The 25582-nt window shown below is 67.7% G+C and carries 24 protein-coding genes; 5 read left to right on the top strand and 19 right to left on the bottom strand.

Annotated elements, in window-relative coordinates:
* Positions 1-3: 3 nt before the first annotated feature.
* From deoC to RNZ50_19030, 9 genes are all read right to left on the bottom strand, one after another.
* Positions 4-1005 carry a deoxyribose-phosphate aldolase gene (gene deoC, locus RNZ50_19070; protein MDT8857096.1) on the bottom strand — a complete coding sequence of 334 codons (1002 nt, stop codon included), beginning with the start codon at positions 1003-1005 and terminating at the stop codon, positions 4-6.
* A gap of 109 nt (positions 1006-1114) precedes the next feature.
* Entirely contained in the window at positions 1115-2413 is a 1299-nt protein-coding gene (nhaD, locus tag RNZ50_19065; GenBank protein MDT8857095.1) for a sodium:proton antiporter NhaD, read from the bottom strand.
* A 151-nt stretch (positions 2414-2564) separates the two neighbouring features.
* Positions 2565-2942 carry a monovalent cation/H(+) antiporter subunit G gene (locus RNZ50_19060; GenBank protein ID MDT8857094.1) on the bottom strand — a complete coding sequence of 126 codons (378 nt, stop codon included), beginning with the start codon at positions 2940-2942 and terminating at the stop codon, positions 2565-2567.
* A 7-nt stretch (positions 2943-2949) separates the two neighbouring features.
* The gene (locus RNZ50_19055) at positions 2950-3219 is read right to left on the bottom strand and encodes a K+/H+ antiporter subunit F (GenBank protein MDT8857093.1); all 270 of its coding nucleotides are present in this window, start codon (positions 3217-3219) and stop codon (positions 2950-2952) included.
* On the bottom strand, positions 3216-3707 hold the full coding sequence (locus tag RNZ50_19050; GenBank protein ID MDT8857092.1) for a Na+/H+ antiporter subunit E: 492 nt from the start codon (positions 3705-3707) through the stop codon (positions 3216-3218). Before RNZ50_19050 ends, RNZ50_19055 begins: the two co-directional genes overlap by 4 nt.
* A complete protein-coding gene (locus RNZ50_19045; protein MDT8857091.1) occupies positions 3704-5221 on the bottom strand; it encodes a monovalent cation/H+ antiporter subunit D in 1518 nt (505 codons plus the stop codon). The genes RNZ50_19050 and RNZ50_19045 overlap by 4 nt, the downstream gene beginning before the upstream one ends.
* Complete coding sequence (locus RNZ50_19040) at positions 5218-5556, bottom strand: Na+/H+ antiporter subunit C (protein MDT8857090.1); 339 nt, start codon at positions 5554-5556, stop codon at positions 5218-5220. The genes RNZ50_19045 and RNZ50_19040 overlap by 4 nt, the downstream gene beginning before the upstream one ends.
* 1 nt (position 5557) lies before the next feature.
* Positions 5558-8404 carry a monovalent cation/H+ antiporter subunit A gene (locus tag RNZ50_19035; protein MDT8857089.1) on the bottom strand — a complete coding sequence of 949 codons (2847 nt, stop codon included), beginning with the start codon at positions 8402-8404 and terminating at the stop codon, positions 5558-5560.
* A gap of 232 nt (positions 8405-8636) precedes the next feature.
* Positions 8637-9866, bottom strand: a complete 1230-nt coding sequence (locus RNZ50_19030) for an ROK family transcriptional regulator (protein MDT8857088.1) — start codon at positions 9864-9866, stop codon at positions 8637-8639.
* A gap of 206 nt (positions 9867-10072) precedes the next feature.
* On the opposite strand from RNZ50_19030, the gene RNZ50_19025 reads away from it, so the two are divergent.
* The 4 genes from RNZ50_19025 (at position 10073) to RNZ50_19010 (ending at position 13695) form a co-directional block, all read left to right on the top strand.
* Entirely contained in the window at positions 10073-11095 is a 1023-nt protein-coding gene (locus tag RNZ50_19025) for a sugar ABC transporter substrate-binding protein (protein ID MDT8857087.1), read from the top strand.
* A gap of 124 nt (positions 11096-11219) precedes the next feature.
* Entirely contained in the window at positions 11220-12311 is a 1092-nt protein-coding gene (locus RNZ50_19020) for an ABC transporter permease (protein ID MDT8857086.1), read from the top strand.
* Positions 12311-13087, top strand: coding sequence for an ATP-binding cassette domain-containing protein (locus RNZ50_19015; GenBank protein MDT8857085.1), 777 nt, complete (start codon positions 12311-12313; stop codon positions 13085-13087). The genes RNZ50_19020 and RNZ50_19015 overlap by 1 nt, the downstream gene beginning before the upstream one ends.
* Positions 13084-13695: a nucleoside/nucleotide kinase family protein gene (locus tag RNZ50_19010; GenBank protein MDT8857084.1), complete on the top strand. Its 612-nt coding sequence runs from the start codon at positions 13084-13086 to the stop codon at positions 13693-13695. Before RNZ50_19015 ends, RNZ50_19010 begins: the two co-directional genes overlap by 4 nt.
* Before the next feature lie 56 nt (positions 13696-13751).
* Here the strand turns inward: RNZ50_19010 and RNZ50_19005 are convergent, their stop codons facing one another.
* Both RNZ50_19005 and RNZ50_19000 read right to left on the bottom strand, forming a co-directional pair.
* Entirely contained in the window at positions 13752-13949 is a 198-nt protein-coding gene (locus RNZ50_19005; GenBank protein MDT8857083.1) for a hypothetical protein, read from the bottom strand.
* Between the two features lie 409 nt (positions 13950-14358).
* Positions 14359-15282 (bottom strand): DMT family transporter, encoded by a 924-nt coding sequence (locus tag RNZ50_19000; GenBank protein ID MDT8857082.1) that lies wholly within the window; start codon positions 15280-15282, stop codon positions 14359-14361.
* A gap of 124 nt (positions 15283-15406) precedes the next feature.
* Here RNZ50_19000 and ade point away from each other — a divergent pair, with 124 nt between their 5' ends.
* The gene (gene ade / locus RNZ50_18995; GenBank protein ID MDT8857081.1) at positions 15407-17107 is read left to right on the top strand and encodes an adenine deaminase; all 1701 of its coding nucleotides are present in this window, start codon (positions 15407-15409) and stop codon (positions 17105-17107) included.
* 75 nt (positions 17108-17182) lie between these two features.
* On the opposite strand, the gene RNZ50_18990 is transcribed toward ade, so the two are convergent.
* From RNZ50_18990 to RNZ50_18955, 8 genes are all read right to left on the bottom strand, one after another.
* On the bottom strand, positions 17183-18097 hold the full coding sequence (locus RNZ50_18990) for an NAD(P)-dependent oxidoreductase (protein ID MDT8857080.1): 915 nt from the start codon (positions 18095-18097) through the stop codon (positions 17183-17185).
* A gap of 65 nt (positions 18098-18162) precedes the next feature.
* Positions 18163-19044, bottom strand: a complete 882-nt coding sequence (locus tag RNZ50_18985) for a GntR family transcriptional regulator (GenBank protein MDT8857079.1) — start codon at positions 19042-19044, stop codon at positions 18163-18165.
* The gene (locus tag RNZ50_18980) at positions 19041-21269 is read right to left on the bottom strand and encodes a N,N-dimethylformamidase (protein MDT8857078.1); all 2229 of its coding nucleotides are present in this window, start codon (positions 21267-21269) and stop codon (positions 19041-19043) included. Before RNZ50_18980 ends, RNZ50_18985 begins: the two co-directional genes overlap by 4 nt.
* A 1-nt stretch (position 21270) precedes the next feature.
* Complete coding sequence (locus tag RNZ50_18975) at positions 21271-21600, bottom strand: hypothetical protein (protein ID MDT8857077.1); 330 nt, start codon at positions 21598-21600, stop codon at positions 21271-21273.
* A 55-nt stretch (positions 21601-21655) separates the two neighbouring features.
* The gene (locus RNZ50_18970; protein ID MDT8857076.1) at positions 21656-22681 is read right to left on the bottom strand and encodes a spermidine/putrescine ABC transporter substrate-binding protein; all 1026 of its coding nucleotides are present in this window, start codon (positions 22679-22681) and stop codon (positions 21656-21658) included.
* 42 nt (positions 22682-22723) lie between these two features.
* Positions 22724-23575: an ABC transporter permease gene (locus RNZ50_18965; GenBank protein ID MDT8857075.1), complete on the bottom strand. Its 852-nt coding sequence runs from the start codon at positions 23573-23575 to the stop codon at positions 22724-22726.
* Positions 23572-24483: an ABC transporter permease gene (locus tag RNZ50_18960; protein ID MDT8857074.1), complete on the bottom strand. Its 912-nt coding sequence runs from the start codon at positions 24481-24483 to the stop codon at positions 23572-23574. The genes RNZ50_18965 and RNZ50_18960 overlap by 4 nt, the downstream gene beginning before the upstream one ends.
* Before the next feature lies 1 nt (position 24484).
* Positions 24485-25579 (bottom strand): ABC transporter ATP-binding protein, encoded by a 1095-nt coding sequence (locus tag RNZ50_18955; protein ID MDT8857073.1) that lies wholly within the window; start codon positions 25577-25579, stop codon positions 24485-24487.
* Positions 25580-25582: the final 3 nt, after the last annotated feature.

Here is a 25582-nt window from a genome sequence, read left to right as displayed (position 1 = left end):
GGTTCAGCCCATCGGATGGCGGTTGGCGGCAGAATACTGTCCGCTCAGGTGATGTTCCAGTTGCCGCTCGATGTCGCCCAGCAGCGACGAGGCGCCAAAGCGGAAAAGGTCCGGCTGCACCCAGGGCAGGCCCAGTTCGTCCTTCATCAGCGACAGATACACCAGCGCGTCCTTGGCCTTGGAAATCCCGCCCGCCGGCTTGTAGCCGATGCGGACCCCGGTCCGTTCCTGGTAGTCGCGGATGGCGCGGATCATCGTCAGGCTGACGGGCAGGGTGGCGTTGACGGCCTCTTTCCCGGTGGAGGTCTTGATGAAATCGGCCCCCGCCATCATGCACACCAGCGAGGCCCGCGCGACATTGCGCAGGGTGCCAAGTTCGCCGGTCGCGAGGATCGCTTTCATGTGGGCCTCGCCGCAGGCCGCGCGCATCGCCACCGTCTCGTCATAAAGCGCCTGCCAGTTGCCGGTCAGCACATGGCGGCGCGAGATCACGATGTCGATTTCCGCAGCCCCCGCCGCCACGCTTTCGCCGATCTCTGCCAGCCGCAGCCGCCACGGCGTCAGCCCCGCCGGAAAGCCGGTCGAAACCGCGGCCACCGGAATGCCCGAGCCTTCCAGCGCCCGCACCGCCGCAGGCACCATCTCGTGATAGACGCAGACGGCGCCGGTCGTCAGCCCCTCCATCCCCAGCGCGGCCAAGAGGTCGGCCCGCACCGGCTGGCGCGCCTTGGCGCAAAGCCGCTGCACCCGGCCTTCGGTGTCGTCGCCCGCCAGCGTCGTCAAGTCGATCACGCTGATCGCCTTGCACAGCCACGCCGCCTGAAACGCCTTCTTCACCGTGCGCCGCCCCGGCAGCGTCGCCGCCCGCCGCTCGATGGCCGAGGTGTTGGCCTGCACCCCGGCCACCCAGTCCAGGTCCAGCGCCATGCCCGGATTGCGCGGCGGGGCGACCTGCGGCAGATGCTGGCGCACGGGTGCGGCGTGCGGGGAAAGATCGGTCTGCAAGGGCGGCCTCCGGTCCGGATGAACCGGCAGGGTCGCATGGCCCCAGCGGTGGCGCAAGGGCGCTGCCCGCCGGGATTTGATCACACGGTCAAATCCCGGCGGGCTTGGGTCAGAACAGCCGCGCGTTGACCAGCAGATGCACGCCGATGCTGGCGAAATAGCCCAGCGCGATCGCCCAGGTCCATTTCAGGTGGCCAAAGAAGGTATAGGCGCCCTTGGCCTGCCCCATCAGCGCCACCCCGGCGGCAGAACCGATCGACAACAGCGACCCGCCCACCCCGCAGGTCAGGGTGATCAGCAGCCAGTGGCCGTGGCTCATCTCGGGGTCCATCGTCAGCACGGCGAACATCAGCGGGATGTTGTCGACGATGGCCGACAGAGCGCCGATGATGATGTTGGCCCAGGTCGGCCCCATGCCGATGTAGAAATACTCCGACGCCAGCGCCAGATATCCCAGCACGCCCAGACCGCCCACCGCAAAGATGATGCCGAAGAAGAACAGCAGCGTGTCCCACTCCACCCGCTGTATCTGGTGAAACGAATCCAGCACCATGTCGCCGTCGCGACGCCGGGTGCCCTGCCTTTTCAGGAAGAACGACCAGATCTGCAGATAGCCCAGCCCCAGCATCATCCCCAGCGCGGGCGGCAGGTTGAGGAAGTTCTTGAAGCTGACGGCGGTGACGATGGTCAGCCCGAACAGGATCGCCACACCCAGTGCGCCCGGCTTGGCCCGGACCCGTTCCGTCTGCGGCGCGGGCTTGCCCAGCGGCACGGCGAAATACATGATTGCGGCCGGCACCAGCCAGTTGACCATCGACGGCAGGAAGATCGCGAAGAAATCGAAGAACTCCAGCTTGCCCTTCTGCCAGACCATCAGCGTCGTGATGTCGCCGAACGGGGTGAAGGCCCCGCCGGCATTGGCCGCGACCACGATGGAAATGCAGCCCACCGTCACGAAGCGCGGCGAATCCGACCCCAGCGCCATCACCACCGTGCCCATCACCAGCGCGGTCGTCAGATTGTCGAGAACCCCCGACAGAAAGAACGCCAGCACCCCGGTCAGCAGGAACAGGTTGCGGTAGCTCAGCCCCAGCCCGACCAGTTTCGCGCGCAGCACCTCGAAGCCGCGCCGTTCCTCCAGCGTGTTCACATAGGTGATCGCCACCAGCAGGAACAGGAACAGTTCGCCATATTCCTCGATGATGTGGGCCGACAGGTCGTGCGCCTGTTCGGCCTGCCCCGCCTGCGCATAGGCGATGCCGATCAGCAGCCAGATCAGCCCCGCCGCCAGCATCACCGGCTTCGATTTCCGCATGTGGGTGGTTTCTTCGAAGATCACCAGAACGTAGGCCCCGATGAAGATCAGGACGGACAGAAAGCCCGCCCAATGAGTCGTCAGATCAAGCATGAAACTGCACTGCCCCCGCGCCGGACACGGCGTTCCGCGTGTCAGAGCATGGCGCATGGGGCCGGTCAATCACCCGCCGGTCAGTCGTGTCGATCTGCCCGCAGAATCTGTCGGGCGCAGCCTTCCTTGTTGCCCTGACGTGGCGTGGCGCTCAATCCTGCGGCTTTGGCGGCGCGTCTTCATGCTCGAATGTCGCCCAGTCGCGCCCCGTGCCGGTTGCGGGCAGGGTGCCGCGGTCTGCCATCGTGTGCAGATGCACCTTGGCAAGATAAAGCGCGGTCAGCGGCGAGGTCATGAACAGGAACAGCACCACCAGCACCTCCTGCCAGGTCAGCGCTTCGGCAAACACCGCCAGATGCAGCATCGAGGCCAGCAGCGCGGTCCCGACGCCCATCGTGGTGGCCTTGCTGGGGGCGTGCAGGCGCTGCATCGCCTCTGGCAGTTTCAGCAACCCGTAGCTGCCGATCAGCCCGAACGTGCCGGCAACCACCAGCAGCACCACGATGAAGATTTCCGCAATCAGTTCCATGGCCGCCTCATTCGATGATGTCGCCGCGCAGCAGGTATTTGCAGAAGGCGATGGTCGACACGAACCCGGTGATGGCGAACAGCATCGCCGCCTCGAAGTTGATGCCGCTGGCCTGCAGGATGCCGTAAAGCACGATCAGCGCGATCATGTTCACCACCAGGGTATCCAGCGCCAGAATCCGGTCGGGAAAGCCCGGCGCGCGCAGCAACCGGAAAAGGCTGATCAGCAGCGCCAGGCCGAAGCAGCCGATGGCATAGGTCAGGGCATAGGTGATCATTCGAAGATCCTTTTCAGCCGGGCCTCGTAACGGGACTTGATCTCGTCGCGCACCGCGTCGGGGTCGGGGGCGTGCAGGCAATGCACCAGCAGCGCCCGCCCGCAGGCCGACGTGTCGGCGGTCACGGTGCCCGGCGTCAGGGTGATGGTGCCCGCCAGCACGGCAATCGCCTCGGGGCTGCGCAGGTCCAGCGGCACGCTGATCCAGGCCGATTGCAGGGCCGCGCGCGGCACGAACAGCACCACCCGCGCCACGACGATGTTGGATTTCACGATGTCCCACAGCACCACCGCGATATAGCCGAAGATCGCGGGCACGTTGCGCATCCGGGCCCGGTCGGGCCAGTAGGCGGCGGTCAGCGCCGGAATCGCGATGCCCAGCAGCAGCGCGAAGATCAGGCTGCCCAGCTTGGTGCCGTTGACCAGCAGCATCCAGGTGACGATCAGCGCCAGCGTCAGGAACGGGTGCGGAAACAGCTTGCGGATCATGGCGTGCCCCCCGTCGGCAGGGTGTTGGCGTCAATGTAGGCCGCCGGGTCGAAAAGACCCGCCGCCGTCACCTCCAGCCAGCCGGTCACCGGCCCGGCGAACACGGTCAGCGCCAGCAGCGCCGCCAGCAGCCCGAACACCGCCGCGAAAGACAGCGGTTCCGCCTTGTGGACGGGCCGGGCCTGCGGTGCCGATTCATGCGCCTTCCAGAACAGCGTGCTGCCCGCCCGCGCAAACCCCACGATCGAGATCAGCGAGGTGGCCAGGATCACCGACCAGACCAGCGCCATCCCCGGCCCGCGCGTCGCATCGAGGATCAGAAGCTTGCCGAGGAACCCCGACAGCGGCGGCATCCCCGCCGCCGCAATCGCCCCGGCAAGGAACAGCGCCCCGATCAGCCCGTGCTGCGGTATCGGCGGCAGGGCGCGGGTCAGCCGGTCATCGGCGCGCCGGTCGCTGACCATATCGCAGATCAGGAACAGCGCGCCCCCCGCCAGCGTCGAATGGATCAGGTAGTATAGCCCCGCCGCCAGCGCCTGCGGCGTGAAGGCCGCAATCGCGATGAACAGCGTCCCCATCGAGGCGATGGCGGCAAAGGCCACCAGCCGCCCAAGCGTCTGCGCGCCCAGCACCCCCAGAACGCCGACACCCAGCGTGATCAGCGCCGCCGGTTGCAGGATCTCGGCAAACAGCGTGCCGGTGGCGGGCGTGCCGGTCGGAAACACCAGCGTGTAGATCCTTATCGTGGCATAGGCGCCCACCTTGGTCATCACCGCAAACAGCGCCGCCACCGGGCCGGGGGCAAACGCATAGGTGTTGGGCAGCCAGAAATGCAGCGGCACCAGCGCGCCCTTGATCGCGAACACCAGCAGCAGCAGCACCCCCGCCACCCGGATCAGCGCCGCGTCGCCTTCGGGCAGATTTGCCACCTTCACCGCCAGATCGGCGAAGTTCAGCGTGCCGGTCACCGAGTACACCGTCGCCAGCGCGAACAGGAACAGGGTCGAGCCGACAAGGTTGAAGGCGATGTACTGCACCCCCGCCCGCAGCCGGTCGCGCCCGCCGCCATGGATCATCAACCCGTAAGAGGCGATCAGCAGCACCTCGAAGAACACGAACAGGTTGAATGCGTCGCCGGTCAGGAAGGCGCCGTTCAGCCCCATCAGCTGAAACAGCAGCAGCACGTGGAAATGCCGCCCCCGCGTATCCCAGTCGGTCGAGATCGCGTAAAGCTGCACCGCCAGCGCCAGCACCGCCGTCAGCCCCAGCATCAGCGCCGACAGCCGGTCCAGCACCAGCACGATGCCAAAGGGCGCGGGCCAGTTGCCAAGGAAATACACATCGGCCGGGGTGCCGGTGGCAGAGACCAGCAGCCCCGCCGCGATGCCCAGCAGCGCCAGCGTGCCCGCCAGCCCGAACACCCGCTGCAACATCAGGTCGCGCCGCATCGTCAGCATCATGAAGGGGGCCAGCAGCGCGGGCAGCACCACGGGGGCGATGATCCAGTGGTTCAACGGGTCTCCCCCTCGTCGTCCATGTCGATCCGGTCAGACCCGGTATTCAGATACGACCCCAGCGCCATCATCACGATCACCGCCGTCATCCCGAAGGAAATCACGATGGCGGTCAGCACCAGCGCCTGCGTCAGCGGGTCGGTATAGCCCGATGCGGCCGCCGAAAGGATCGGCGGCTTGCCCACGGTCACCCGCCCCGAGGCGAAGATGAACACGTTGACCGCATAGGACAGCATCGCCAGCCCCAGGATCACCGAAAAGGTGCGCAGCCGCAGGATCAGGTAGATCCCCGCCGCCGTCATGAGCCCGATGGCGCTTGCCACAAGCAGTTCCATGCTATGTCGCCTCCGGGGGGCTGCGCGGGTCCACGTCATGCGGCTTCGCGTTGATGGTTTCGCCCGCCCGCACCCCGATCCGGCTCAGCGAAGCCAGCGCCAGCATCACCGCGCCCAGCACCGTCAGGAACACGCCCAGATCGAACAGCGCGGCGGTGGCAAGTTCGATCTTCTCGACCAGCGGCGGGTAGACATAGCCGTAGCTCGACGTCAGGAACGGCCGCCCGGCGAACCACGACCCCACGCCGGTCGCCCCGGCGATCATCACGCCTGCGCCGATCAGCGCGTGATACTCGATCCGCTGCCGTGCCTTCGCCCAGCCAAAGCCCGACGCCATGTATTGCATCACCATCGCGATCGCCACCACCAGCCCGGCGATGAAGCCGCCGCCCGGCAGGTTGTGCCCGCGCAGGAAGATGAACACCCCCACCATGATCGCCAGCGGCAGGATCACCCGAGTCGCCACCACCAGCATCAGCGGATGGCGGTCGCCCGCCTCGTTCCTGTCGGGGTTCCAGGCCATCAGCCGGTCATTGGCCGGGCCGGGCTTCAGCAGCACCTCGGTCAGCGCATAGATCACCAGCGCCGCGATGCCCAGCACGGTAATTTCGCCGAAAGTGTCATAGCCGCGGAAATCGACGAGGATCACGTTGACGACGTTGTTGCCGCCGCCCAGTGTCTTGGCGTTTTCCAGATGGTAGCCCGACACGGTCGGAAAGGCGAAATCGCGCAGCATCAGCGCATAGATCAGCGCCCCCGCCGCCAGCCCGCCCGCCGCCGCGATCACCCCGTCGCGGCTCTTGCGCAACACGCTGGTTTCGCGCGGGGTGGTCTTGGGCAGGTAGTTCAGCGCCAGCAGCAGCAGGATGATCGTCACCACCTCGACCGAGATCTGGGTCAGCGCCAGGTCGGGCGCCGAAAGGTAGGCAAAGCCGACCGAGATCACCAGCCCGATCACCCCCACCAGCAGCAGTGCCAGCAGCCGGTTGTGATGCACCAGCACCAGCCCGCCCGAGGCCATCATCAGCAAGAACCAGGCAATCGCGGGCACCGCCGTGATCGGCGTGGCCGCGCGCGTGCCCGGCAGGTGCGCGCCGCTGAAAAAGCCGTAGACCCCCGCCGCCGTGATCGCCACCGCGGCAATCGCCATGTATCGCGTCAGTGCCCCGTCGTGCAGCGCATCGGTCAGGCGGCGCGACATGCGGGCGAACGGCTCCATCAGCCCGTCGAAGATCCGCTTGGCCTCGGGGCGCGGCGTGGCCAGCCACAGCCGGTTCAGGGCCGGGTGCAGCCCAAGAAGCACCAGCCCGCCCCCGATCGCCACCAGCGACAGGAACAGTGCCGGCACCGGCCCGTGCCAGTGCTTGATGTAGCTGTCGACCACCTCGCCCGTCACCGCCCCGGCCGAGGCATCGACCAGCCAGCCCGCCATGGCGACCGGCGCCACCCCGATCAGCACCACCAGCGCCACCAGCACCGCGGGCGCCGCCCACATCCCGAAACCCGGGTCATGCGGGCGGTGCGGATAGTCGTTGCGCACCGGCCCCAGGAAGGTATGCGAGATCAGCCGGAAACTGTAGGCCACCGAGAACAGCGCGCCGATGGTGGCAAGCGCGGGCAGCAGCCACGGCACCCCCGCCCAGACGGTGTGCGTCGCCTCCTCCAGCATCATCTCTTTCGACAGGAAACCGTTCAGCGGCGGCAGCCCCGCCATCGAAAGCGCCGCCAGCGTGGCCAGGGTGAAGGTCACCGGCATCAGCACCCGCAACCCGCCCAACCGCCTGATGTCGCGGGTATGCGCCTCGTGATCGACGATCCCGGCGGTCATGAACAGTGCCGCCTTGAAGGTGGCGTGGTTGATGATGTGAAACACCGCCGCCACCGCCGCGGCCTTGGTGCCGAAGCCCAGCAGCATGGTGATAAGCCCCAGGTGGCTGACGGTCGAGAATGCCAGCAGCGCCTTCAGGTCATCCTTGAACAGCGCGATCTTGGCGGCGATCACCATCGTCACCAGCCCGGTCGTCGCCACGATGTAGAACCACTCGGGCGTGCCCGCCAGAACAGGCCACATCCGCGCCATCAGGAAGATCCCGGCCTTCACCATGGTCGCCGAATGCAGATAGGCTGAAACCGGCGTGGGGGCGGCCATCGCGTGCGGCAGCCAGAAATGGAACGGGAACTGCGCCGATTTGGTGAAACACCCCAGCAGGATCAGGATCAGCGCGGGCAGATACCACTCCGACGCCTGGATCGCGTCCTTCTGCGTCAGGATCACCGACAGGTCGTAGCTGCCCGCGATGTTGCCAAGGATCAGCATCCCCCCGATCATCGCAAGGCCGCCCGCCCCGGTGACCGCCAGCGCCATCCGCGCGCCCTGCCGCCCCTCGGGCAGGTGCTTCCAGTAGCCGATCAGCAGGAAGGAGCTCAGGCTCGTCAGCTCCCAGAACACCAGCAGCAGCAGGATGTTGTCCGACAGCACGATGCCCAGCATCGCCCCCTGGAACAGCAGCAGGTAAGTGTAGAACTGCCCCATAGGGTCGGCCTTGGCCAGATAGAACCGGGCGTAGAGGATGATCAGCAGCCCGATCCCGAGGATCAGCCCGGCAAACAGCAGCCCCAGCCCGTCGAGCATGAAGCTGGCGTTCAGCCCCAGCCCCGGCAGCCAGTCGATGCGGCTGTGGATCACCTCGCCGCGCAGCACCGCCGGGGCGTGCAGCCCGACCATCAGCAGGGCCAGCGCGGTGACCGACCCGGTCACGACCGCGCAGGCATCGCGACCGGCACGTATCATCAGGCCGGGAAGGAGCGCGCCGAGAAAAGGCAACGCGGCGATCAGGGCGAGCGACATTCCGGGATGTTCCGTTCTGGGCTTGGGCTTCGGGCGGGACAATGCCCTACTTGGACACGGCCGCCTTCCAAGTCAAGCTTCGGTGTGGCAGATTTGCCTGCCCGCACAAGGGTATCGCCCGCGGCATGATGCCGGCCACAAATTTTCTACGAAAATTTTCCGCCCCCGCCGCCCGGTTTCGCGTCGCGTCGCCGCGGGCAGGGGGCAGGGGTTTCGCACCGGCACCGCCCGCTCAGCCGTCTTTCCGGAAGGCGTTCTGGTCGATCAGGTAGCGTTGCGACAGCGGGATCGAGGCCGCGCCAAGGCTGCGCGCCACATGCCCCACCGTCCCGGCCCGCACCAGCGGCGGCTCTATTCCAGCCAGATCGAGCCGCGCCAGCGCCTCTGCCGTGGCTGCGACCAGCGCCGCCCGCACGCCTTCCGGCAGCCAGCCGTCTATCATCACCGTGCCGAAGTCGATCACCGTCGCCGCCGACAGGATGGCGTGCGCCACGCCTTGCGCGGCCTCCGCGATCCAGCGGTCCAGCACGCCCGGCGGCAGGGTCCATCGGGTCGGCGGCTCCCACAACTGCCCGGTTTCGCCTCCCGCTCCGGCGACATAGCGTTCCAGCGAGGCCAGCGACGCGACCGAGATCAACTGCTGCATCCCGCCGCCCGGCGCCGGGACCGGCATCGACCCGATGGCGGCGGCATTGCCCGTGCGCCCGGTGTAAAGCTGGCCGTTCAGCACCAGCCCGCCGCCGACGAAATGCGCGATGAAGAAATACAGGAAATCCGCAGGCCGCTCGCCGGTGCCGAACACCAGCTCGCCGCCGCAGGCCGCCGTGGCGTCGTTCTGCAGATACACCGGCATGTCGCAGAAAGCGGCGATCTCGGCCTGGATGTCGCGGCCGCGCCAGTCGTCCATCCCGGCCGGGGGGGCGCCGACGAACTGCGCCCAGTTCCACAGCTGGAACGGCATGGCGATGCCCATCCCGCCGATCCGCCCGCGCAGCCGGAACGGCAATTCGAGGCTCAGCGTCGGCAGCGCCTCCTGCACGAAGGCCACCACCACGCCCGGCGTTGGCCACGGGTAGGTGCGCCGCCGCATCCCCACCACATGCCCGAGAAAATCTATCAATATCAGATCGGTGGACCGCCGCCCGATCTTCAGCCCGAAAAAGTAGGCCCCCTCGGCCGCCAGCGACATCGGCACCGAGGGCTGGCCGATCCGGCCGCGGATCGGCTCGCCGCGCAGCAAGAGCCCGTCCTGTTCCAGACTGCGCATGATCACCGAAACAGTCTGCGCCGACAGCCCTGTGATCCGCGCGATGTCAGATTTCGCCAGCGCCCCGTGCTGGCGCACCAGCGACAGCACAAGCCGTTCGTTGTGCGCCCGCATCCCGCTCTGGTTCGACCCGCGCCGCGCGCCTGCCTCGGATGCGGCCCGGTCGCTTGCGGTTTCCCGCGTCTGTCGCGCCATGATCCCTCCCCAACCCGGCGCACCGGACAACTGGCGGCCACATTGCCAAGCAAATCGAAAGCCTGTCAATAATAAATCAGAGTGATTTAATTATATTGACGCGAATCGCGGAATGAGGGCAATTGACCGTCATCGCGGCGGGAGGAACTGCTTGCGGGAAGCTGTGAACCGGCGGCCAACGGCTGCCGAACCTGGGAGGACATCAGATGACCAAACTCATGACGACGCTTCATGTCGGGGCTGCCGCGCTTGCGCTGCTGGCGGCACCCGCCATGGCGCAGGGCGTTTCTGCCTGCCTGATCACCAAGACCGATACCAACCCGTTCTTCGTCAAGATGAAGGAAGGCGCCACCGCCAAGGCCGCCGAACTGGGGATCGATCTGAAATCCTACGCGGGCAAGATCGACGGCGACAGCGAAAGCCAGGTCGCTGCCATCGAGACCTGCATCGCGGATGGCGCCAAGGGCATCCTGCTGACGGCGTCCGACACCAAGGGCATCGTGCCCGCCGTGCAGAAGGCGCGCGACGCGGGCCTGCTGGTCATTGCGCTCGACACGCCGCTCGACCCGATCGACAGCGCCGACGGCACTTTCGCCACCGACAACTTCCTTGCGGGCGAGCTGATCGGCAAATGGGCCGCAGCCGCGCTGGGGGCCGAGGCTGCCAACGCGAAGATCGCGATGCTCGATCTGGAGGTATCGCAGCCCTCGGTCGATGTGCTGCGCGACCAGGGCTTCCTGACCGGCTTCGGCATCGACCCGGTCGATCCGTCCAAATGGGGCGACGAGACCGATCCGCGAATCGTCGGCAACGACGTGACGCAGGGCAACGAGGAAGGCGGCCGCCGCGCGATGGAAAGCCTGCTCGCCCGCGATCCGACGATCAACGTGGTCTATGCCATCAACGAGCCCGCAGCTGCCGGCGCCTACGAGGCGATCAAGGCCATCGGCCGCGAGGCCGACGTGCTGATCGTCGCGGTGGATGGCGGCTGCCCCGGCGTCGCCAACGTGAAAGACGGCATCATCGGCGCCACCTCGCAGCAATATCCGCTGCTGATGGCCTCGCTCGGCGTCGAAGCGATTGCCGCCTTCGCCAAGGATGGCACCAGGCCCGCCCCGACCGAAGGCAAGGACTTCACCGACACCGGCGTGGCGCTGGTCACCGACAAGCCGGTTGACGGCATCGAGTCGATCGACAGCGCCCGGGGCGCAGAGCTTTGCTGGGGCTGAGCCCTCGGCACGCTTGATCTGATGCGGCACCTTGACGCAAGGTGAGCTACGCCCGAAGGGGCGGTGGAAACGCCGCCCCTTTCTTCGCACCCGGCACCCTTGGGGGCCCAGAGGAGGGGACATGATGACAGGCGAGATCCGAGGTCCGCAGGGGTTCGAGAAAGCCCTGAAAAGCAGTCCGCAGGAGGTCGCCGAATTCGCGACCCGCAAGACCGGGGTGCAGAAGCTCCAGCACCTCCTGCATGTCACGCCGTCGCTGGTGCCGCTGATCGTGCTGGTCGCGGCGGTCCTGGTGTTCGGCGCGCTGCTCGGGGGCAAGTTCTTCTCTGCCTTCACCATGACGCTGATCCTGCAACAGGTGGCCATCGTCGGCATTGTCGGCGCGGCACAGACGCTGGTGATCCTGACCGCGGGCATCGACCTGTCGGTCGGCGCGATCATGGTGCTGTCGATGGTGATCATGGGCCAGTTCACCTTCCGCTACGGCCTGCCGGTCGAGCTTTCGGTGCTCTGCGGTCTGGCCGCCGGGGCGCTGATCGGCTTCATCAACGGCACTCTGGTCGCCCGGATGAAACTGCCGCCCTTCATCGTGACGCTGGGCATGTGGCAGATCGTGCTGGCGACCAACTTCCTCTTTTCCGCCAACGAGACGATCCGCGCCGCCGACATCGACGCCCAGGCGCCGCTGCTGAAGTTCTTCGGCCAAAGCTTCAAGATCGGCGCCAACGAGGCCGGGCAGGGCGGGGCGGTGTTCACCTATGGCGTGGTCGTGATGATCCTGCTGGTGGTGGTGCTGGCCTACGTCCTGCGCGAGACCGCCTGGGGCCGACACGTCTATGCCGTGGGCGACGACCCCGATGCCGCCGAACTGGCGGGGGTCAAGGTCAAGAAGATCCTGATCTCGGTCTATACCCTGTCGGGCCTGATCTGCGCGCTGGCGGGCTGGGTGCTGATCGGCCGCCTCGGTTCTGTCTCGCCGACCTCGGGCCAGTTTGCCAATATCGAAAGCATCACGGCGGTGGTGATCGGCGGCATCAGCCTGTTCGGCGGCCGGGGCTCGATTGCCGGGATGCTGTTCGGCGCGCTGATCGTCGGCGTGTTCTCGCTGGGTCTCAGGCTGATCGGCACCGATCCGCAATGGACCTTCCTGCTTATCGGCGTTCTCATCATCGCGGCGGTCGCCGTGGATCAGTGGATCAGAAAGGCGTCAGCATGATGGAACCGCTGCTCAAGGCCCGCGGGCTGGTCAAGCGCTACGGCAAGGTCACCGCCCTGGACCATTGCGACTTCGACCTTTACCCCGGCGAGATTCTCGCGGTGATCGGCGACAACGGCGCGGGGAAATCCTCGCTGATCAAGGCGATATCCGGCGCCGTGATCCCCGACGAGGGCGAGGTCCACCTCGAAGGCAAGCGCATCCAGTTCACCTCGCCGATCGAGGCGCGCGCGGCCGGCATCGAAACCGTCTACCAGACGCTCGCCATGTCGCCGGCACTTTCCATTGCCGACAACATGTTCATGGGGCGCGAATTGCGCAAACCCGGCTTCATGGGCAAGTGGCTGCGCCAGCTCGACCGGCCGGCGATGGAAAAGATCGCCCGCGCCAAGCTGACCGAACTGGGACTGATGACGATCCAGAACATCAACCAGGCGGTGGAAACCCTGTCGGGCGGCCAGCGTCAGGGGGTGGCGGTGGCCCGCGCGGCGGCCTTCGGCTCCAAGGTCATCATCCTGGATGAACCCACCGCCGCCCTCGGCGTCAAGGAATCGCGCAAGGTGCTGGAGCTGATCCTCGACGTGCGCTCGCGCGGCATCCCGATCATCCTGATCAGCCACAACATGCCGCATGTGTTCGAGGTCGCCGACCGCGTCCACATCCACCGGCTCGGCAAGCGGCTCTGCGTCATCGACCCCAAGGCGCATTCGATGTCGGATGCGGTGGCCTACATGACCGGCGCGAAACTGCCCGAAGGCGTGACCGAGGCCGCATGACACCGGAAACCCTCGCCGCCGACATCCGCGCCCGCGCCACCGGCCGGGCGCGGTTCATCGCCGCCGTGGCCGGCCCGCCGGGCGCCGGCAAATCCACCCTCGCCGGCGCCCTGGTCGCCGCCCTCGGCCCCGGCGCGCGCCTGGTGCCGATGGACGGCTTCCACTACGACAACGCCGTGCTCGACGCCCGCGGCCTGCGCGCCCGCAAGGGTGCCCCCGAAACCTTCGACGCCGCGGGCTTCTGCGCCCTGCTGCACCGCCTGCGCGATGGCGGTGCCGAGATCGCCATCCCGGTGTTCGACCGTGCAGCCGACCTCGCCCGCGCCGGGGCCGACGTGATCACCGACGCAGACCGCATCCTGATCGTCGAAGGCAACTACCTGCTGCTCGACGCAGCCCCATGGTCCGCCGCCCGCCCGCTCTACGACCTCACGATCTTCCTCGACGTGCCAGAGGCCGAGCTTGAACGCCGCCTGGTCCGGCGCTGGCGCGACCACGGCCTCGCCCCCGATGCCGCCCGCGCCCGCGCCCTGTCCAACGACATCCCGAACGCCCGGCTTGTCCTGTCCCATTCGCACCCCGCGACGATCCAGCTTCGACAGGGCTGATGCCTGCCCCAGCCCTGGAAGCGCCACGCCGAAGAACTGCGCCAGCAGCACCGCCTTCAGCCCCGGCGCCACCGCCGCCCCGGCCCCCGCCTGACGCCGAAGGCATCGAACACCACGTCTTCCCCGCCACCCTCGCCGCCTTCGAACGCTGCCTCGCCTGCCGCGCTGAGGCCGCCCCCCGCCGCCCGCATCGAGGCCCGTCCCCGCTCCCCCGCCCCCACGCGGAGCACCCCCGCCCCCTTTCTTCTGTTCAAAAATATCCCCGCCGGAGGCTCCCGCCTCACCGCCCGGCCGTGCCGCCGCCCGTCCTCGCGCCAGCCCGCACCCTGGCCCGCCCCGCCTCCCCGGAACCCTTTCTTCTGTTCAAGAATATCCCCGCCGGAGGCTCCCGCCTCCGCCACCCGGCCGTTCCGCCGCCCGTCCCCGCGCCAGCCCGCACCCCGCCCCGCCCCGCCTCCCCGGAACCCCTTCTTCTGTTCAAAAATATCCCCGCCGGAGGCTCCCGCCTCACCGCCCGGCCGTTCCGCCGCCCGTCCCCGCGCCAGCCCGCACCCCCGCCCGGAACCCCCTTCCAAGCCAGGAAGATGAATCTTGACAGATCATGAAGGCCAGAAAAAACATACAATAAAAACATAATCATAACCGGGTTTTCACGCGTGAAAATCACCCCTGCGGGGTCATCGCCTTCCGCTGCCGCGCCCGTTCCAGCCCCAGTCGATGCTCGCGCCAGATGATCAGTATCCCCGCCGTCACCACCAGCGCCGCCCCGCCCAGCATCGTCCAGGACGGCGTCTCGCCGAAGATGAAGTAACCGATTCCCAGCGCGAAGATCATCGAGGCATAATCGAACGGCGCCACCAGCGAGGCATCTGCCTCGCGATAGCTCGCCGTCAGCAGGATCTGCCCCACCCCGCCCAGCAATCCGCAGGCGACAAGCAGCGCCGCCTCGGTCGGCCCGGGTATCACCCAGCCGAACGGCAGCGTGACCAGCGACAGAACCGTGGCGGTCAGCGAGAACCAGAACACGATGGCCGGCGTCCGCTCGGTCATCACAAGCTTGCGCACGAAGACCTGCGCCAGCGCGGCGAACACCGCCCCTCCCAGCACCAGCATCGCCCCCAGCGCCTCGCGGTGCCCGGCCGCGTCACCCGACAGCACCGTCATCCGCGGCGACAGCACGATCAGCACGCCCAGCATCCCCAGCACGACCGCGCTGATGCGGAAGACCCGCACTTCCTCGCCCAGAAACATCGCGGCGAAGATCACCGTCAGCAGCGGCGCGGCATAGCCGATCGCCGTCACCTCGGGCAGCGGCAGATACCCCAGCCCGGCAAAGCCCAGCCCCATCGCCATCGTCCCCATCAGCCCGCGCCAGACATGCCCCATCGGCCGCACCGCGCGGAACCCGGTCGCAAGCTCGCGCCGAAACATCAGCCAGACCACGATCACCGGCATGGCGAAGAACGAGCGGAAGAACACCGCCTCGCCGGGCGGCACATGGTCGGCGGTGGCCTTGATCATCGCCGACATCACGATGAACATCATCACCGAGGCAAGTTTCAGGGCAATGCCGCGCAACGGGCGCATGGGTGACCTTTCCGGCAGGGGGTGGCCAAGGTGGATCATCCTTTGCCGCCGGTCGCAAGACCGAATGCCCACTGGACGCCGCCCTCCCCGTGGCGTTCACTGGCCCCGACCGCAGGAGGACGCCATGCCGAGCCCGACACTGTCCGACATCATCGACCAAGGGCGCGGCGTGGTGCCCGCTGATCTGGTGCTGCGCGGCGGGCTGGTGTTCGACCTGATCACGGGCGATCTGGTCCCGGGCGACGTGGCGATCTGCGGCGACACCATCGTGGGGGTGTTCGACGCCTACGAGGGCCGCCGTGTGATCGACTGCACCGGCCGGATCCTCGTGCCGGGCTTCATCGACACCCACCTGCACATCGAAAGCAGCCTCGTCACCCCGTTCGAGTTCGACCGCTGCGTGACCCCGCGCGGCGTGACCACAGCGATCTGCGACCCGCACGAGATTGCCAATGTCTGCGGGCTGGAGGGCATCCACTACTTCCTCGCCGCCTCGGCCCTGACGGTGATGGACATCCGGGTGCAGCTTTCCTCCTGCGTGCCCTCGACCCACATGGAAACCGCGGGCGCGCAGTTGGAGGCCGCCGACCTGATCCCGCTGATGGACCATCCGCGCGTGATCGGGCTGGCCGAGTTCATGAACTTTCCCGGCGTGCTGATGAAGGACGCGGGCTGCCTCGCCAAGCTCGATGCCTTCCGCGGCCGCCACATCGACGGCCACGCCCCGCTGCTGCGCGGGCGCGACCTGAACGGCTACATCGCGGCGGGCATCCGCACCGAACACGAGGCGACCACGGCGGAAGAGGGGCTGGAAAAGCTGCGCAAGGGCCTGCGGGTGCTGATCCGCGAGGGCTCGGTGTCAAAAGACCTGCACGCGCTGGTGCCGCTGCTGACCGAACGGCACGCGCCTTACCTCTGCTTCTGCACCGATGACCGCAATCCGCTCGACATCGCGGAACACGGGCATCTGGATTACATGATCCGCACCGCCATCGCCCTTGGCGCGCCGCCGCTGGCCGCCTACCGCGCCGCCAGCCTGTCGGCCGCCGAGGCTTTCGGCCTGAAGGACCGCGGGCTGATCGCGCCGGGCAAGCGGGCCGACATCGTGGTGATCGATAGCCTGGCCGGCTGCCACGCCGTCCGCACCTTTGCCGGCGGCGTCGAAGCGACCCCGGCGGCCTTTGCCGCCCGTGCCACCATCCCCCCGGTGGCGCGCCATTCGGTCAAGGCCGCCCGGATCGAGCCGCACCACTTTCGCGCGGGGGGCAACCGCGCGGAAACCCCGGTGATCGGCATCCTGCCCGGCAAGATCATCACCGAACACCTGACCTATCCCATCACCCCGCAAGACGGCGACAAGGCCCCCGACATCGCGCGCGACCTGATCCGCATCGCGGTGATCGAGCGGCACGGCCGCAACGGCAACCGCGCCACCGGCTTCGTCAAGGGGTTCGGGCTGCAACGCGGCGCCATCGCCTCGACCGTCTGCCATGACCACCACAACATCGTCGTGGTGGGGGCCGACTACGACGACATGGCGCTGGCGGCGAACCGGCTGGGGCAGATCGAGGGCGGCTTCGTGGTGGCCTGCGGGGGCCGGATTCTGGCGGAACTGGCGCTGCCGCTGGCGGGGCTGATGAGCCTGGAGCCGTTCGAGACGGTGCGCGACACGCTGGTGACGCTGCGCGCCGCCGCCCGCAGCCTGGGCGTGATGCTGGAAGAACCCTTCCTGCAATTGGCCTTCCTCGCCTTGCCGGTGATCCCGCACCTCAAGATCACCGACCATGGCATGATCGACGTGGACCGCTTCGAAGTGATGACCTGACGTCCCCCATTCATCTTGGCCCAAATATCCCCGCCGGAGGCTCCGCCCGCCGGGCCGGGTGCAACGGCGGCAAGCTCACCCCGCCAGCATATCCGCCAGCGTCTGCACCAGCGGCACCTGCGCCTGCCAGCCGGTCGCGCGCAGCAGCCGGCCGGGGTTGCCGATGCTGCGCGACACCCCGGCGGGGGCGCTGCCGCGACGGATCTCGGGCCGCCGGCCCGTAACCTCGCCGATGGCCTGCACCATGGCCCCCAGCGACAGCCCCCGCCCGGTGGCGATATTGTAGAGTGCGGGCGGCGTTGCCGGATCGGCCAGCCGCAGCAGGGCCTCGGCCACGTCACGCACATCGACCCAGTCGCGCACCGCGTCGGGGTCGGACAGGGTGATGACGGCCGGGTCGGCGCGCAGCTGGTCGATGAAGGCCTGCGGTGCCATGCGGGCGGGCTGGCCGGGGCCGATGATGTTGAACGGCACGCCGATGGCGACCTGCAACCCGGCCTCGCCCGCCTCCAGCCCCAGCCGGGTCATCGCGGCCTTGGCGTGGCCATAGGGCGAGGCCGGGGCAATCGGGTGGCTTTCGTCGATGGCGGCCTGACCCTGTGCCATCGGCCCCCAGATCGCGGCCGAGGATACCAGCACCACCCGCGGCGGCAGGGCCTGTCGCGCCGCCGCCTGCAACAACCGTTCGGTCGCGGTGACATTGGCGCGCAGCAGCAGCGCGTGGCCCGCCGCATCACCGGGGGCGGCGGTCAGCCCGGCGCAATGCACGATGGCCTGCGGTTCTGCCCGCGCCAGCACGGCGTCGATGTCGCCGGTCGCCAGATCGAGCACGTCCACCCCGGCCACTCCGTCCGGCGCGGGCCCGGCAACGTGCAGCAGCGCCGTCACCAATGCCCCCTGCGCCACCGCCCGGCGGCAGAGCGCGCCCCCCAGAAAGCCCGCCGCCCCGGTCACCAAGAGCCGCCTGTCCCTGATCGCCCCGCCTGTCATGCCGCGTTCCCCTGCGCCCTGTCCCGCCATCAGGCCAGAACTGCGCGGCAAACGCCAGTGCGACCTCAGCGCCCGAAGGGCGGGCTGGCGGCGCGGGCGGCGCGCAGATGCGCCTCCATCCGGCGGGCGGCGGTGGCGGTGTCACCGGCATCGAGGCTGTCGAGGATGCCCAGATGCTCGGCAATCGAGGTGGCCATCCGTCCGGTGTCGATCAGCGAGTTGTATTCCAGCAGGCGCCGCAGCCGGTTCTGCTGCGCAACGGCGGCCACCACGAAGCGGTTCTGCGAACCGGCGGCGATATGGTCGTGGAATGCCACGTCCAGATCGACCAGCGCCGGCGTGTCCCAGCCCGCGCCGCCGCAGTCGAGCACCACCCCATGCCGCGCCCGCAGCGCCTGCGCTGCTTCCGGGGCATGGCGGAACTGCGGCGACAGAATCGCGCCGACCTCGACCATGATGCGGAAATCGTAGCTTTCGTCATTGGCGGCGGTGGAATTCAGTGTCGGCTCGAAGCGCCAGCCATAGCCGGGCAGGCGCGCCACGATGCCGTCATCGGCCATGGCCCGCAGGATGCGTGCCGCCGTGCCCCGGCCGAGGCCATAACGGGCGCGGAGCTCGGCTTCCGAGACGACCTGCGCGATGCGGCCGAAGAACCAGTCGGCCGACAGCGTGTCTATCATCCGTTCGTCGCCGGTGCGCGGCAGGTCGGTTGCGCAAAGCGCGGCGGCAGGCGGTGCCAGCGGCACGAAGAACCCCCGGTTGGCGCGGCGTTCCACCACGCCCAGCCCGTGCAGGTGGTCAAGCGCGCCGCGCACCGGAGAGCGCGACACGGCAAACCGCTGCGACAGGTCGGTTTCGCGCAGATGCGCGCCGCGGGCAAAGCTGCCGTCGCCGATGGCGGCGATGATCCGGCGTGCCAGCCGCAGTTGCAGGTCGAATGCGGTCATGGCGGGTCGAAGGGCGTGGGGTCGAGGAAGCGGCGCAGGGCGTTCTGCGTCAGGCGGGAAATCTCGTTGTCGTAGCCCTGCGCGGCCATGGCCCCAGCCCAGGCGATCGAGCCGGTGGAAAACACCGCCCCGCCCCCCGCCGTCTCGAAGAAGGTCAGGTCGGCGCGGATGATCTCGGCCTGCGTGCCGGTCCAGTCTGGCGTCGGGTCGAGCAGGTCTTCGGGGGTCATCAGGTAGATGTCGGTGTGGCGGACCGACGAGGCCAGCACCAGCGCATGTGGGGGCGTGCCTTGCGCCAGGTCGGCGCGGTCGACCTCCAGCCCCGCCGCACCGCCGCCCGACAGGCCGAAGGCGCCGATGCGCTGGCCCGGCGTGGTGCCGATGCCCTGCATCAGGAAGGCGGCGCGCGGGTCGGCGGCGGCCCCGGTCAGCACATAGGGTTCCGACAGGTCGAACCCCTGCGAGGTCATGCCGACGCCGCACAGATGGTTCGGCGGGTGCCCGTTGCGCCGCCACAGCCCGCCATACTCGCCGGTGAAGGCGTGGTAGAACTGGCCGTGCCCCGGCTCCCAAGGCCGGATGCCCGCCTCCGAGCGGCGGCATTCCATCAGGCCGGGCAACTCGGCGTGGAAGCTGACCACCCAGTAGAAGCCGTTGCCGCCCAGATACATCAGCCGCCCGCCGCGTTCGGTGAAGCCGCGCAATGCCTCGATCATCGCGCGCGTGTGGTATTCGGGGTGGGTGCCGGTGATCAGCACCCGGTAGCGCGACAATAGCCGCAGGCCCTCGGCATCCAGATCCTCGTCGGTGATCACGTCATGGCCCTGGCCGATGGCATCCAGCCAGCCGAGGATGTGGGTGTCGGCGTTGAACTGCCAGATGTTAGACCCGACGCCGCCGAGGAACGCCTTGACCCGTGGTTGCAGGTCAACAATGGGCCGCAGCCGCGAGGTGTGAAACACCCCCAACCCGTCGTCATGGGTTTCGTAATGCGAATAGCCGATGCCGGGGTTGGTTTGCAGGAAGGCGTGGTGCCGGTCGATCTCGACCGCGCGGCCCATGCCGATCTCGGTGCCCGGCACGTCGAGGCCGAGGCGGTGGTTGGCATAGGCCATGTAGCTGCAGGTCGGGAACAGGAAGGCAACCTTGTTGCCGCTGACCCGGTCGCGCGGCGGGCGCAGGGCGAAGACGCAGTAGTAGGCGGCATCCTCGTCGCCATCGGGCACAAGGCGGATGGCATAGACGCCGCTGGGCAGCGTTTCGGGTAGCGTCACGCGGAAATCCACCGCCCAGCCCGCGTCATGGACATCCGAGGCGTGAAAGTGGATTGCCGAATAGAGATCCGGCCGCCGCTTCCAGTCCAGCTCCTGGCCGCGCCACAGCCAGCCGGTCATCGCCCGGGCCGGGGCGTTGTGCAGCCGCCCCTCCAGCCGCCACGGCGAGAGGTCATGCACCGCCGTGCCCTGAATGCCCTGCGAGAAATCCCACGCGGCGATCAGGCTGCTCTGGCGGGCAAGGGCGGCGGGGTCGGCCAGCAGCAGGCGCAGCCGGTCAGGCGGCAGCACCCGGTCGAAGATCGCGGGCCGGTCGATCTTGCCATCGAAGAAGCCGGTCAGGGCGCCGCCCTCGCGCCCGGCGGCGATCAGGCATTCGGTGGCGGCGGTGGCATCCCACGCCGCTGGGGCTGACAGGGTTTCGGGTTCGGGCAACTCGCCGCCATCGGCCGCATCGGGCGACAGGGTCAGGGTCAGCAGACCGCTGGCCGCGTCATGCGCCAGCGCCACCATGTGCCAATGGTTCAGCGTGACCCGGCCGAAAGACCGCAGCACGCAGCGCCCCGCCAGCACGGCGCAGAGGTGGCCTTGGTCATCGAGGCACAGCTCGGCACAGCCGGGCAGCGCCAGTATCCGGCGCAGCCCGCCCAGCCGGGTCGGCAGGATCACGGCGGCCAGCGTGCAGGTGCCAAGCCGCGACAGCACGCCTTGCCCCGGCACCACCACGCATGACCCGGGCGTGAAGGGCTTGGCCACCGCCACACGTTCGCCGCCCAGATCCAGCGCAATCGCCTGGTCCTTGTAGCCCGGCCCCTCGGGGTTGGTGTCGCCCTGGATGATCCGGCGCAGGTCGGCCGTGTAGGTCGCGGCGCCAAAGCTGCTGACCATCACGTCAAGGCTTTCGCCGGGGGCCAGCGACAGCCGGTCGGTATAGCCGACGACGGGCAACATGCTACACCCCACCGGCGGCCAGCGCCGCGTCCAGATCCTGCCCGGTCAGGTCGAACCAGCGGCGGCGGAAGATGTCGCGTTCCGCCTCGATCAGGTCGGTGTATTCGACGCCCTCGACCGGCTCGATGGCAGCACCGCGCGCGTTGGGCAGGATTGCCAGTCGCCAGCGGCTATGGCGTTCCACCACCAGCAGCACATAGCGGCGGTCCCAGTGCGGGCCGCGCATCCGGTTCAGCACGCGCTGCAGGCCGGGGCTGTGATAGCCGATCGGGCTGGCCAGAAAGGCGCGGGCGTGCATCAGGTCTTCGGGGCTGATCGGGTAGCGGGCCATCGGAAGCTCCGTTTGCGGGCCGGGGCGCGCGCGGGTTGGCGCGCCCCGGCCGGGGTCAGTTGGTCTTCACCTTGTCCCAGGCGCGGCTGTAAAGCCGCAGCGCGCCGCCCAGATCGTCGAAGATCTGCAGCTTCGCCTTGACCTCGGCCGACGGGTTGACGGCCGGATGGTCCTTCAACTTGGCCGGCAGCAGCGGGATCGCGGCGGTGTTGACCGACCCGTTGGTCAGCCGCACCGTGTTCATCGCCGACACCTCGGGGCGCAGCATGAATTGCAGGAACAGCTTCGCGTTGTCGGGGTTGGGCGCGGTCTTCGGCATGCAGATGTCTTCCTGATACATCGTCGCACCCTCGGACGGGATGATGAAGCCCAGGTTTTCGGGATCCTTGTTCACATCCAGCACCGCGCCGACATACCAGTGCGCCGCCCCGATATCGCCCGAGGTGATCAGCGGCACCACGTCATAGCGGAAGGCGCCGATGTTCGGCTTCTGCTCCAGAATGAAGGCGGCGGCGGCGTCGATCTGGGCCGGATCGGTCGAATTGACCGAGGCTCCGGTCATGATCAGCCCGACACCCAGCGTTTCGCGCAGATCGTCCAGCATCGTCACCTTGCCGGGATTGGCCTTGGCATAGGCGAAGAAATCGGCCCAGGAGGTCATTTCGGGCACCAGCTTCCTGTTGTAGAAGATGCCCACCGCACCCCAGGCATAGGGCAGGCAATAGGCGGCGGCCGGGTCTTCCTTCGACCGCAACGCGGCGGGGTCGATGTTCTCGAACCCCGGCATGGTATTGGCCCCGGTTTCTGCAAGCAGATCAAGCTTCTGCATGATGTCGTGCATGTGGACGGACGGCCAGATCAGGTCATAGCCGGTTGCCCCGGCCTGAATCTTGGCCAGCATTTCCTCGTTGGTGGAATAGGTGTCGAGCGTGACCTCGACGCCGTATTCCTTGCTGAACGCCTCGATCACCTCGGGGTTGATGTAGTCGCCCCAGTTGTAGAGGTTCAGCTTGCCTTCGGCATGGGCCGGGGCCGCCAGCGCAAGCGCCAGACCGGCGGCAAGGGTCATCCGTAGGGTCATCGTCTTCTCCTTCTGTTGGCGTTTTTTCTGGTTCTGGGCAGGTCAGTGACGGTTGACCTTGCGGCCGCGCAGCCACAGGCCGGTCGCGGCGACAAGGAAGGAAAACAGCAGCAAAAGCACGGCCAGCGCAGAAATCTGCGGGCGCAGGCCCCGGCGCATCATCGCAAGAATGAACAGCGGCAGCGTCTGCGCACCGACCCCGGCGATGAAATAGGTGATCACCACGTCATCGAGCGAGATGATGAACCCCAGCAGAAAGCCCCCCATCACGCCCGGCATGATCTGGGGGAGGGTGATGCGGCGGAAGGTCGTCAGCGGCCCCGCTCCAAGGTCGGCCGAGGCCTGTTCAAGGCTGGTATCCATGCCCGCCAGTCGTGCCGACACCACGATGAACACATAGCTCGACAGAAAGGTGACATGTCCGATGATGATGGTCGCAAGGCTCAACTCGAACCCCGCGCCGACGAAGAAGATCAGAAGCGCGATGCCCAGCACGATGTCGGGCACCACCATCGGCAGGATCAGCAGCGCCTGATACAGCCGCTTGCCCGCAAAGCTGTGCCGCCCCATCGCCAGCGCCGTTGCCGTGCCGATCACGGTGGCGATGGCGCTTGCGGTCAGGGCGATGAACAGGCTGTTCTTCACAACCTCGAAAATCCGCGCAGGCGATTCCGAAAACACCGCGTCGAAATTGCTTTCGGCATCGGCGCCCACGAAAATGGTCTTGTACCAATCGAACGTGAACCCGCTCCATTCCACGATGTTTATCGGGTTGGAATTGAACGAATAGAAGAAGATCAACCCAAGCGGCAGATACAGGAAGCCGAGGAACAGCAGCCCGTAGCCGCCGCGCAGCCGCCTCCAGATGCCGCTGGTCAGGATGCGGTCGATCATCGCCGCACCCCCGCACGGTTGCCGCGCGCCAGCCCGATCAGCACCAGGGCCACCACGAATCCCATGATCAGCAGCGCCAGCGCCGCACCGAACGGCCAGTCGCGCGATTGCAGGAACGAGCGTTCGATCAGCGTGCCGGTCATCTGCACCTTGGAGCCGCCGAGGAACGACGGCACGATGAAGTTGCCAAGTGCCGGAATGAACACGATCAGCGCGCCCGCCATGATGCCGGGGGCAGTCAGCGGAAGGATCACCCGCCAGAAGGTCTGCACCGCATTGGCCCCCAGATCCTGCGAGGCGCGCAGCAGGCCCGGGTCAAGCTTTTCGACGCTGGCGTAAAGCGGCAGGAACATGAACGGCGTCAGGATGTAGATCATCCCGATCAGCACGGCGGTGTTGGAGAACATCAGGTCCAGCGGCTCGTCGATCAGCCCCGCCCCTTGCAGCACCGCGTTGATGAAACCGGTCGGGCGCAGCAGCAAGAGCCAGGCATAGATGCGGATCAGCAGGTTGGCGAAGAAGGGCAGGGTGATCAGAAACAGCACAAGGTTCTTGCGGCCCGGCGGCATCCGCGCGACCCAGAACGCCGCCGGGTAGCACAGAACGAACGTGCCGATCACCGTCAGCACCGCCAGCAGCAGCGAATTCAGCAAGATGCGCAGATATACCGGATCGAACTGTTCATAATCGTTCAATGGCCAGCCCAGGATGCGGCCGTAGTTGTAGGGATACCAGACCCATTCCACCCCGCCGTAAACACCGGGCTCCAGCACGGAATAGACCATCATGATCCCCAGCGGGATCAGGAAGAAACAGCCCAGCACCAGCGTGATCGGCGCCAGCAGCAGCACCAGCGCCCAGCGGCGGCGGCTGGCAACGGACCCGGCCGATTTGCCCGCCGCCGCCATATCAACCCCCTGCCGCGATAAGGTGCCCCGAGGCGGGGGCGTAATGCAGCGACACCGCGGCGCCGACACCCAGCGGGCGGCCCGCGTCCTTCTGGTGGCGGTGATGCACGATCACCGGGCGGTCCATCCCGACATCGACATGCAGATGCAGGTCGGACCCGACGAACACCGACTGCGCCACCCGCCCTTCCAGCGCCGGGGCGGCGCCTTCGAACGGGGTCAGCGTCAGGTGTTCGGGGCGCAGCAGCAGGCTGACCCTGTCGCCGGGCGCGAACGGCCCGGCCTCGGCCATCAGCGTGCGGCCCTGATCGGTTGTCACGCCGGCCACCGGCCCGATGCGCTGCGTCACGCGGCCGGCGAACAGGTTGCCCGTGCCGACGAAGCTTGCGACGAAGGTGGTGGCGGGGCGGTCATAAACCTCCTCCGGCGTGCCGAGTTGCTGCACCCGGCCCTGCGACAGCACGGCGATGCGGTCCGACATCGCCAGCGCCTCTTGCTGATCGTGCGTGACGAAGACGAAGGTGATGCCGACCGAGTGTTGCAGGGCTTTCAGCTCGATCTGCATCGCCTCGCGCATCTGCCGGTTTAGCGCCGACAGGGGTTCATCCAGCAGCAGCACGCGCGGCCGCAGCACCAGCGCGCGGGCCAGCGCCACCCGCTGCTGCTGCCCGCCCGACAGCATGTGCGGCGCCCGCGCCCCAAAGCCCGACAGGCCGACCAGCGCCAGCGCCTCGTCCACCCGCCGGTTGCGGGCGTCGCGGGCGACCCGGGCGACATCGAGCCCGTAACCGACGTTGTCCGACACCGAAAGATGCGGAAACAGCGCGTAGTTCTGGAACACGGTGTTGAACGGGCGGCGGTAGGGCGGCAGGGCGCGCAGGCTCCGCCCCTCCAGCAGGATGTCGCCCGCATCGACATCCTCGAACCCGGCGAGGCATTTCAGCAAGGTGGTCTTGCCGCAGCCCGAAGGCCCCAGCAGCGTGAGAAATTCGTTGTTCCGGATCTCCAGCGTCACGTCGTCGAGTGCGGTCACCATGCCGCCTTCGGGGGGGCGGTAGGTCTTGGTGACCGAGGCTATGCCCAGAAAACGATCCAACGC

It is taken from the genome of Paracoccaceae bacterium Fryx2, assembly GCA_032334235.1.
Lineage (GTDB): Bacteria > Pseudomonadota > Alphaproteobacteria > Rhodobacterales > Rhodobacteraceae > JAVSGI01.
Note: the sequence above shows the minus strand (reverse complement) of the source record. Positions and strands in the feature narration are given on the sequence as shown.

Bases quoted from the DNA above. Each gene is read 5' to 3' on its own strand.
- nhaD (MDT8857095.1), bottom strand. From the start codon at position 2,413: ATGCTTGATCTGACGACTCATTGGGCGGGCTTTCTGTCCGTCCTGATC.
- RNZ50_19060 (MDT8857094.1), bottom strand. From the start codon at position 2,942: ATGGAACTGATTGCGGAAATCTTCATCGTGGTGCTGCTGGTGGTTGCC.
- RNZ50_19055 (MDT8857093.1), bottom strand. From the start codon at position 3,219: ATGATCACCTATGCCCTGACCTATGCCATCGGCTGCTTCGGCCTGGCG.
- RNZ50_19050 (MDT8857092.1), bottom strand. From the start codon at position 3,707: ATGATCCGCAAGCTGTTTCCGCACCCGTTCCTGACGCTGGCGCTGATC.
- RNZ50_19040 (MDT8857090.1), bottom strand. From the start codon at position 5,556: ATGGAACTGCTTGTGGCAAGCGCCATCGGGCTCATGACGGCGGCGGGG.
- RNZ50_19035 (MDT8857089.1), bottom strand. From the start codon at position 8,404: ATGTCGCTCGCCCTGATCGCCGCGTTGCCTTTTCTCGGCGCGCTCCTT.
- RNZ50_19030 (MDT8857088.1), bottom strand. From the start codon at position 9,866: ATGGCGCGACAGACGCGGGAAACCGCAAGCGACCGGGCCGCATCCGAG.
- RNZ50_19025 (MDT8857087.1), top strand. From the start codon at position 10,073: ATGACCAAACTCATGACGACGCTTCATGTCGGGGCTGCCGCGCTTGCG.
- RNZ50_19020 (MDT8857086.1), top strand. From the start codon at position 11,220: ATGACAGGCGAGATCCGAGGTCCGCAGGGGTTCGAGAAAGCCCTGAAA.
- RNZ50_19015 (MDT8857085.1), top strand. From the start codon at position 12,311: ATGGAACCGCTGCTCAAGGCCCGCGGGCTGGTCAAGCGCTACGGCAAG.
- RNZ50_19010 (MDT8857084.1), top strand. From the start codon at position 13,084: ATGACACCGGAAACCCTCGCCGCCGACATCCGCGCCCGCGCCACCGGC.
- RNZ50_19000 (MDT8857082.1), bottom strand. From the start codon at position 15,282: ATGCGCCCGTTGCGCGGCATTGCCCTGAAACTTGCCTCGGTGATGATG.
- ade (MDT8857081.1), top strand. From the start codon at position 15,407: ATGCCGAGCCCGACACTGTCCGACATCATCGACCAAGGGCGCGGCGTG.
- RNZ50_18990 (MDT8857080.1), bottom strand. From the start codon at position 18,097: ATGACAGGCGGGGCGATCAGGGACAGGCGGCTCTTGGTGACCGGGGCG.
- RNZ50_18985 (MDT8857079.1), bottom strand. From the start codon at position 19,044: ATGACCGCATTCGACCTGCAACTGCGGCTGGCACGCCGGATCATCGCC.
- RNZ50_18980 (MDT8857078.1), bottom strand. From the start codon at position 21,269: ATGTTGCCCGTCGTCGGCTATACCGACCGGCTGTCGCTGGCCCCCGGC.
- RNZ50_18975 (MDT8857077.1), bottom strand. From the start codon at position 21,600: ATGGCCCGCTACCCGATCAGCCCCGAAGACCTGATGCACGCCCGCGCC.
- RNZ50_18970 (MDT8857076.1), bottom strand. From the start codon at position 22,681: ATGACCCTACGGATGACCCTTGCCGCCGGTCTGGCGCTTGCGCTGGCG.
- RNZ50_18965 (MDT8857075.1), bottom strand. From the start codon at position 23,575: ATGATCGACCGCATCCTGACCAGCGGCATCTGGAGGCGGCTGCGCGGC.
- RNZ50_18960 (MDT8857074.1), bottom strand. From the start codon at position 24,483: ATGGCGGCGGCGGGCAAATCGGCCGGGTCCGTTGCCAGCCGCCGCCGC.